Here is a 7,874-nt window from a genome sequence, read left to right on the forward strand (position 1 = left end):
AACAACACAAATGTTGTCATACCAACGTTTTTAAAACATTTTAATTCTTTGAGTTATTTCTATATAGTATCAAGACAAGAAGAAACTCGTTTTCACGGTTCAACCCCCGCAGCAGCCAGGGCAGGAACAGCCCGACCGCGGACAGCAGTCCGACGGCGGCGACGAACGCGCCACCGACGGCGGCGAGCAGGGCGTACGGCGCGTCGCTGAGCCCGTACCAGATCCCCGCGCAGCCCGTGGCGCACAGCGCCAGCGACCCGGCGCGGCGCACCGCGGTGGTCCGCCGTGCGGTCACCTGGTCGTCGACCGGCCGCAACGCCTCCAGCGGCGTGATCCGGTTGGCGCGGCGGGCCGGCAGCACCGCCGACAGGACGGCGACCGCGACGCCCACGGCCGCGAGGACCAGGATCTGACGCACCGGGATCGCCAGTGTCTCCCCGATCGCGGCGGCGATCACCGCGGCGGCGCCGACGCCGAGCCCGATCCCGAGCACCGCACCGACCACGCCGATCGCGGACGCTTCGACGAGCAGGCTGCGCCGGATCTGGGTGCGGCCGGCGCCGACCGCCCGCAGCAGCCCGATCTGGCGGCGGCGCTGGGCGACCAGGATCAGGAACGTGTTCACGATGATGATTCCGCCGACGAGCAGCGCGATCGCGCCGAACACGAGCAGCAGCAACTGGAGGATGAACACACCGCTGGTGTTCTCGGTCAGCTTGCGACGGCCGAACTCGTCGGCGGTCTCCACCCGGCTGCCCGTGGCCACCGCCCGGACCCGCTCGGCGAGGCGTTCGGCCGAGACCTCGCCGGTGCCGATGACCAGGACCTCGGTCTGCAGCGAGGTGTGGATGGAGTCGGCGGCGGAGTAGAACGACGGGTGCACGAAGGACGACTGCGCCAGCCCGGTCACCAGCGAGGTGCCCTCGTGGGTGAGCCCGGTGACGGTCAGGGTCGCCGACGAGCTGCTGTCGTTGATGGTGATCCGGTCCCCGATGCCCAGGTTCAGTTGCTGCCCGGTGACGGTGCCGAGCACGATCTCGTCCGGTCTCGCCGGCCACCGCCCCTGCGCCAGCTGGGTCCACCACAGCTTCGGATCATCCGGCACCGACTGCTGCTGCACCCATTCCGACGAACCGGTGACCCGGCCGTGGGAGAGGTTGACCAGGTCCGCGGTGCTGACGCCCGCGACCCCGCGGACCCGATCGACCAGGGCGGCGTGCGCGCCCGGTTCGTTGAGGTCGGCGGTGACCACGACGTCCACGTTCTTCGTGCGCGCGATGATGCCCCGCTCGATGGTCGCGCTCTCGCTAGCGACGACGGTCACGGACGCGACCAGGAAAGCGACGCTGAACATGATGGCGACGACCACCGACACGTACCGCCGCGGGTGCCGGCGCAGCTCCGCCACGGCGTTGCGGGCCAGCGGATACCGCGACGGCCGGCCGGTCCCGGCGAGGGCGCTCATGCGGCCAGGCTCCGCATCGCGTCGAGCACCGTGTCGGCGCTCGGGCGGTCGAGCTCGTCGACGAGCCGGCCGTCGCTCAGCAGCAGTGCCCGGTCGGCGTAGGAGGCGGCGATCGGGTCGTGCGTCACCATCACCACGGTCTGGCCGTGCTCCCGGCAGGACGTGCGCAGGAAGTTCAGCAGGGTCGCCGCCGTGCGGGAGTCCAACGCGCCGGTCGGTTCGTCGGCGAACAACACGTCGGGCTCGGTGACCAGGGCCCGCGCGATGGCGACCCGCTGCTGCTGGCCGCCGGAGAGCTCACTCGGGCGGTGGTCGAGGCGGTCGCGAATCTGCAGCTCGTCGACCACGTGGGCGAGCCGCGGCGGCTCCACCCGCCGGCCGGCGAGCTCGAGGGGCAGCAGGATGTTCTGCGCCGCGGTCAGGGTCGGGACGAGGTTGAACGACTGGAACACGAATCCGATCCGGTCCCGGCGTACCCGGGTCAGGTCCCGATCGGTCAGTGCCGTGATGTCTCGCTCGCCGATGAAGACGCGCCCGCCGCTGGGCCGGTCGAGCCCGGCCAGGCAGTGCATCAGGGTCGACTTGCCCGAGCCGGACGGCCCCATCACGGCGGTGAACGTACCCCGTCCGAAGTGGACAGTGACGTCCCGCAGGGCCCGCACCGCCGTGTCACCGGAACCGTATGTCTTGGTCAACCCGAACGCGGCCGCCGCCGCGTCCTGCGGCGGTCGGGGATCGGCCGGTGGCCGGGGATCAGCGGTGTGGCCGCGTACGTTCATCGTGGTCCCGTCCTGTCGCGAGCATGAAAGCCGCCGTCGTCCTGCGGCGGCCGGCTCACGGTATGCGGGCCGCGGGCCTCCGCAGATCGACCCGTGGGCCGGTCGCGGGCGGTGCGGGCTACGACCGTGGTGGCAGTTCCGGCCCGGCCGGGCCGGCGAGACCGGTCTGGAAAGCGAACAGGACCAGGGCCACCCGGTCACGGCAGTGCAACTTCGACAACAGGTTCCCGATGTGGGTTTTCACGGTGCCCTCGGCCATGTGCAGCCGGGCCGCGACCTCGGCGTTGGTCGCGCCGGCCGCGATGGCCTGCAGCACCTCGGTCTCGCGGGGCGTCAGCAGCTGCAGCCGTTCGTCGGGCCGCGCGGACGGATCCGGCAGCGCGCCGCCGAGGTGGGCCAGCAACCGCCGGGTGGCCGACGGCGCGACGACGGCGCCGCCGCCGGCGACCGCCCGGACGGCCGATCGCAGCTCCTCCTGCTTGGCATCCTTGAGCAGGAATCCCGCCGCGCCGGCCCGCAGCGCCGCGAACACGTACTCGTCGAGGTCGAACGTGGTCAGGATCAGGACCCGGGCCGGGTGGCCGAGGCGGGTCAGCTGCCTGGTCGCCTCGACCCCGTCCAGCAGCGGCATCCGGACGTCCATCAGCACGACGTCAACCCGGGTCTGCCGTACGGCGGTGACGGTGGCCAGGCCGTCGCCCGCCTCGCCGACGACGGTCAGGTCGTCCTCGGCTTCCAGCATCATGCGCAGCCCGTCGCGGACGAGCCGCTGATCGTCGGCGAGGAAGACCGACACACTCATGCGCCGGCACCGCTGTCACGGGCCGGATGGTGCACCGATGGCACCGGCAGCACCGCGCGCACCTCGAAACCGCCGCCGGCGCGCGGACCGTGGCTCAGGGTGCCGTCGTGCAGCTGTACCCGTTCCCGCATCGCCACCAGCCCGGTGCCGTGGCCGTCCGAGGCCGCGGCGTCGCCGCGGCCGTCGTCGCCCACGTAGACCGCGACTTCGCCGTCGGTGACGGTGATGGCGACCTCCGCGCGGGCGGCCGGGCCGGCGTGCCGGAGCACGTTCGTCAGGCCTTCCTGGACGATCCGGTACACCGTCAACCCGGCCAGCGGGCCCACACCGTCCCGGTCGCCCCGGACGCACAGCTCGGCCCGGCCGTCGAGCCGGGCCACCAGATCGCCGACGTCGTCGAGCCCGACGGCCGGCCGGTAGACGGCCTCCGGCGCGCGCTCGTGCCGGCGCAGCATCGCCACCACCCGGCGCAGCTCGTCGAGCGCCTCCCGCGAGGTGTCGGCGATCACCGTCAGGACCTCCGCCGACCGGTGCGGCTGACGCGCCGCCATCGCCCGGCCGCCCTCGGCCTGCACGGCGATGACCGCCAGCGAGTGCGCCACGAGGTCGTGGATCTCACGGGCCACCTCGTGGCGTTCGTCGTCGGCGGCGCGGCGGACCGCGCGTTCCCGCTCGGCCAGCTCCAACCGCTGCCGTTCGGCGCCGTCCCGCTCCCGCTGCACCTGGAGCTCCTCGCGCTCCCGGGCCTGCCGGCCGGCGACGAACGCGGCGATGACGACGGCGCCGTAGCCGCCGACCGCCAACACCCAGCCGGTCAGGGTCGGTGGTTCCGGATGGGCGGTCAGCCACCGGGCCGGCCCGACCACCGCTCCGATCAGGCCCACCGCCAGCGCGGCCCGGGCCGCCCGGATCGTGGACCAGCGAGCCAGGCTGTGCACCATGATCGGCACGGCCACGACCGACGCCGTCGGATCCGGCAGCACCACGACGTGAACCGCGGCCGCGACGCCCGACGCGGCCAGCGCCGGCCACGGGTAGGCCCGGCGCAGCACCAGCGGGGCACACATCGCCACGACGAGCGCCGCGTTGGGCAGGCGCGGGTAGACGGCGACGCCGAGCACGGCCAGCCCCACGGCGAGCCGGGCGTCGCGCAGCATCCGGCCGGCCGGATTGGTGGCGTGCAGCAGCCGGTGGGCGGCGAAGCGGTGTGGAGAAGACATGGCGCATATCACCGTAGACGCGACCGGAGCCCCCGACATCCGACTACGGTCGCAGTCAGCCGCCCTCCGGCTCAGCCGCCGGGGTCAGTCGTCCGCGGAGCCGGGACTGATCAAACCCGTCTCGTAGGCGACGACGACGGCCTGCACCCGGTCGCGCAGGCTGAGCTTGCCGAGGATCCGGGCCACGTGCGTCTTCACGGTCGCCTCCGACAGATGCAGGGCGGCCGCCAGCTCGGCGTTGCTCAGGCCGCGGGCCAGCATGCGCAGCACCTCCGTCTCCCGCGGGGTCAACGCGGCCAGGTCGCGGTGCAGGGTCGCCGCCTGCGGGTCGCGGCGGGCGAAGCGACGCACCAGGCGGCGGGTGATCGCGGGGGCGAGCAGCGCGTCGCCGTCCTGCACCATGCGCACGGCCGCCACGAGGTGCTCCGGCGTCACGTCCTTGAGCAGGAAGCCGCTGGCCCCGGCCGCGAGCGCGGCGTACACGTACTGGTCCAGGTCGAAGGTGGTGAGGATGATGATCCGCGGTGCTCCGTCCACCCCGGCCAGGATGCGGCGGGTCGCCTCCAGGCCGTCGAGTTCCGGCATGCGCACGTCCATCAGGACCACGTCGGGGCGGGTACGCCGGACCGCGGCGACCGCCTCCGCACCGTTCGCCGCCTCGGCCACCACCTCGACCCCGCCGGCCGTGAGGATCATCCGGAACCCGGTGCGGACCAGCGCCTGATCGTCGGCGACCACCACCCGTACCGTCACGCCGCCTCCAGCGGTATCAGCGCCTCGACCCGGAAGCCGGCGCCGGGCCGGGCCTCGGCGAGCAGCGTCCCGCCGTACACCGACAGCCTTTCCCGCAGGCCGATCAGGCCGCGCCCGCTCGTCAGGCCGACAGGCGCCGCCGCGGTGGGCTCGGTGTTGCCGACCTCGATCCGCAGCGTCTCCGGCGTGTACTCGACGACGACCGTGCCGGCCGCGTCCGGCGCGTGCCGCACCATGTTCGTCAGCGCTTCCTGCACCACGCGGTAGGCGGTCAACCCGATGCCGGACGCCACGGGGCGGTGTTCGCCGCAGACGGTCAGCCGGACCGCCACCCCGGCGTCGCGCATGCGGCCCACCAGCGCGGGCAGGTCCTCCACGCCGGGCTGCGGATCCTCCGGCCGCCCGGCCTCCGGCTCGGACAGCAGGCCCATGACGTGCCGCAGCTCGGTCAGCGCGGACCGGCCCGCCGACTCGACCGCGAGCAGCGCCTCCCGGCTCTGCTCCGGCTCGGCGGCGAGCACGGCCCGGGCCGCGCCCGCCTGGATCACCATCACGCTCACATGATGGGTCACGACGTCGTGCAGTTCGCGGGCGATGCGCGACCGCTCACCGGCGACCGCGTCGTGCAGCGCCTGCTCCTGAGCGCGTGCCTCGGCGTCGAGCCGCTGCCGGTCCTCGCCCGCCCGGCGCCGCCACACGTGGTGGCCGCCCGCGGCCGCGACCAGCGGCGCCAGGAGGATGAAGGGCAGGTAGTCGGCGGGCACCGCGATCAGCATCAGCCCGCGCAGGACGGTGACCAGCAGCGCCGCCACCGGCACGGTCGCCATCGCCGGCAGCCGGTAGGGACTGTGCGCAGCCGCGCTGTAGACGGCGACCAGGCCGGCGAGCACCACACACGGGTACAGGTTGGGCTGCTGCGGGCCTTCCGTGATCAGCACCAGCGACGCGGCGGCCATCGTCGTCCAGAGCACCGCGAGCGGGTACCGCCGGCGCAGGACCAGGGGCGCGCACAGGACGAACACCAGCAGCAGCGCGCCGAGGTCCGAGCCCGGCTGCGCCACCTCCGGGATCTCGGGAAGGGCCGGGAAGGGCTGCCGCGGGCGGGGAAGCGCCGCATCGTCGGTCGCGGCCTGATAGCAGGCGAGCCCGAGCGCGGCGGCCAGCGCGCCGTCGAGCAGCAGCGCCCGCCAGCCGGGTCTCGGCAGCGGCCGCGCCGCCACCAACCACGCCGCCACGAACCGTCTCATCGGCCCATTGTCGCTGCTGCCCGCCCACGCGGGCATCGGTCGCGGTGTGCAAGTCGACTACCTCTCAGGGATGACGCCGGCCCAGAGATCAGTCCCCGTGCCGACGCGCCCTGCGCGGCCGCGCTCCTACCGTCACCGGCATGACAGAACCCCTGATCACCCTGCGAGGGGTGACCCGCCGCTATGACGAGGGACCACCCGCCCTGCGTGACGTGTCGCTGACCGTCGAGGCGGGTGAGGCCGTCGCGGTGCTCGGCCCGTCCGGCAGCGGCAAGTCCACGCTGCTCAATCTGATCGCCGGACTGGACCGGCCGAGCGACGGCACGGTGACCGTCGCCGGCACGCGGATGGAGACGCTCGGCGAGGCGGCGTCGGCCCGGTTCCGGCGCGCACACGTGGGCCTGGTGTTCCAGTTCTTCAACCTGCTCGACGACCTGACCGTGCTGGACAACGTGCTGCTGCCGGCGCAGCTGGCCGGTGCGCCCGGACGGGCGGCGCGCGAGCACGCGGCCCGGCTGCTCGACTCGCTCGGCATCGCCCGGCACGCCGGCGCCTACCCGGGACGGCTCTCCGGCGGCGAACGCCAGCGCGTCGCCGTGGCCCGGGCGCTGATCAACCGGCCGGCGTTGCTGCTGGCCGACGAGCCGACCGGTGCGCTGGACACGGCCTCCGGCGAGGACGTCCGGCATCTGCTCAACGACCTGCACGCCGAGGGTCAGACCATCGTGCTCGTCACCCACGACGTCCGGCTGGCCGAGGCGTGCGCCACCCGCACGATCGGCATGCGCGACGGTCGCATCGATGCGGAAGTCGGGGCCGGGAGGTGAGCGGCCTCCGCGGAGTCATCCGATCAGGGATACGCCGGCGCCGGGTGCAGACCGGTGTCATCGGACTCGTGGCAGCGGCGGCCGTCACCGCGTCGGTGCTGGGCGCGGGACTGCTCGTGGCGTCCCGGGCGCCGTTCGACGACGCGTTCGCCGCCCAGCGAGGCGCGCACCTGTCCGTGCAGGCGGATCCGGTCTCGGCCACCCAGGCGCAGCTCCTTGACTCGGCGTCGGCGCTGGGCGTGGTCGCCGCCGCCGGCCCGTACCCCCTGCTGGTCGTCGCCGTCAACGGCCCGCAAGGCCTGCGCATGCCGTCGTTGACCGTCGTGGCCCGTCCGGACCCCGGCGGCGACCTCGACCGGCTCGAGCTGACCGGCGGCCGGTGGGCGTCCCGCCCGGACGAGATCGTGATGGGCAAGGGCGCGGTGCGCATGCCGATCGGCGCCCAGGTCACGACCGCCGGCGGCGCCGTGCTCACCGTGGTCGGCACGGCCACGTCGGTGAGCGCCACCGCCGGCGCGTGGGTGCTGCCGTCCGCCGTGGCCACGCTCGACGGGCCGGGCACCTCACACGGGTTGCTGATGGTGTATCGATTCGCGGCCGCCGGCACACCGGCCGAGGTCGAGGCCGGCCGCGCCGCCGTGGCCGCGAAGCTGCCGGCCGGTGCGGTCGTCGGCGCCCGCTCCTGGCTGGACGTGCGGCAGCACGCCGTCGAGGACGCGGCCGTCTTCGTGCCGTTCCTGGTCGCCTTCGCGCTGCTCGGCATCGTGATGGCGGTCCTGGT

7 protein-coding genes and 1 pseudogene are annotated in these 7,874 nt (G+C 73.7%); 2 read left to right on the forward strand and 6 right to left on the reverse strand.

Annotated elements, in window-relative coordinates:
- Positions 1-40 precede the first annotated feature (40 nt).
- The 6 genes from AB0M20_RS17150 to AB0M20_RS17175 all read right to left on the reverse strand — a co-directional run bounded on the left by AB0M20_RS17150 (position 41) and on the right by AB0M20_RS17175 (position 6,266).
- Positions 41-1,465 carry an ABC transporter permease gene (locus AB0M20_RS17150; RefSeq protein ID WP_364299106.1) on the reverse strand — a complete coding sequence of 475 codons (1,425 nt, stop codon included), beginning with the start codon at positions 1,463-1,465 and terminating at the stop codon, positions 41-43.
- Entirely contained in the window at positions 1,462-2,244 is a 783-nt protein-coding gene (locus tag AB0M20_RS17155; protein ID WP_364299108.1) for an ABC transporter ATP-binding protein, read from the reverse strand. The genes AB0M20_RS17150 and AB0M20_RS17155 overlap by 4 nt, the downstream gene beginning before the upstream one ends.
- 118 nt (positions 2,245-2,362) lie before the next feature.
- Entirely contained in the window at positions 2,363-3,046 is a 684-nt protein-coding gene (locus tag AB0M20_RS17160) for a response regulator transcription factor (RefSeq protein ID WP_364299110.1), read from the reverse strand.
- Positions 3,043-4,266, reverse strand: coding sequence for a sensor histidine kinase (locus tag AB0M20_RS17165; RefSeq protein WP_364299112.1), 1,224 nt, complete (start codon positions 4,264-4,266; stop codon positions 3,043-3,045). Before AB0M20_RS17165 ends, AB0M20_RS17160 begins: the two co-directional genes overlap by 4 nt.
- Before the next feature lie 84 nt (positions 4,267-4,350).
- The gene (locus tag AB0M20_RS17170) at positions 4,351-5,019 is read right to left on the reverse strand and encodes a response regulator transcription factor (RefSeq protein WP_364299114.1); all 669 of its coding nucleotides are present in this window, start codon (positions 5,017-5,019) and stop codon (positions 4,351-4,353) included.
- Complete coding sequence (locus tag AB0M20_RS17175) at positions 5,016-6,266, reverse strand: histidine kinase (protein WP_364299116.1); 1,251 nt, start codon at positions 6,264-6,266, stop codon at positions 5,016-5,018. The genes AB0M20_RS17170 and AB0M20_RS17175 overlap by 4 nt, the downstream gene beginning before the upstream one ends.
- 140 nt (positions 6,267-6,406) lie before the next feature.
- Here AB0M20_RS17175 and AB0M20_RS17180 point away from each other — a divergent pair, with 140 nt between their 5' ends.
- Both AB0M20_RS17180 and AB0M20_RS17185 read left to right on the forward strand, forming a co-directional pair.
- A complete protein-coding gene (locus AB0M20_RS17180; protein ID WP_364299118.1) occupies positions 6,407-7,093 on the forward strand; it encodes an ABC transporter ATP-binding protein in 687 nt (228 codons plus the stop codon).
- Positions 7,094-7,161: 68 nt separating this feature from the next.
- A pseudogene (locus AB0M20_RS17185) lies at positions 7,162-7,874 on the forward strand (ABC transporter permease); the annotation flags it as partial.

Source organism: Actinoplanes sp. NPDC051633 (genome assembly GCF_040681735.1).
Taxonomy (GTDB): Bacteria; Actinomycetota; Actinomycetes; order Mycobacteriales; family Micromonosporaceae; genus Actinoplanes.

What these genes read in the sequence shown, in the direction of transcription:
- AB0M20_RS17150 (WP_364299106.1), bottom strand. Translation starts at nt 1,465, where the DNA reads ATGAGCGCCCTCGCCGGGACCGGCCGGCCGTCGCGGTATCCGCTGGCC.
- AB0M20_RS17180 (WP_364299118.1), top strand. Translation starts at nt 6,407, where the DNA reads ATGACAGAACCCCTGATCACCCTGCGAGGGGTGACCCGCCGCTATGAC.
- AB0M20_RS17165 (WP_364299112.1), bottom strand. Translation starts at nt 4,266, where the DNA reads ATGTCTTCTCCACACCGCTTCGCCGCCCACCGGCTGCTGCACGCCACC.
- AB0M20_RS17155 (WP_364299108.1), bottom strand. Translation starts at nt 2,244, where the DNA reads ATGAACGTACGCGGCCACACCGCTGATCCCCGGCCACCGGCCGATCCC.
- AB0M20_RS17160 (WP_364299110.1), bottom strand. Translation starts at nt 3,046, where the DNA reads ATGAGTGTGTCGGTCTTCCTCGCCGACGATCAGCGGCTCGTCCGCGAC.
- AB0M20_RS17175 (WP_364299116.1), bottom strand. Translation starts at nt 6,266, where the DNA reads ATGAGACGGTTCGTGGCGGCGTGGTTGGTGGCGGCGCGGCCGCTGCCG.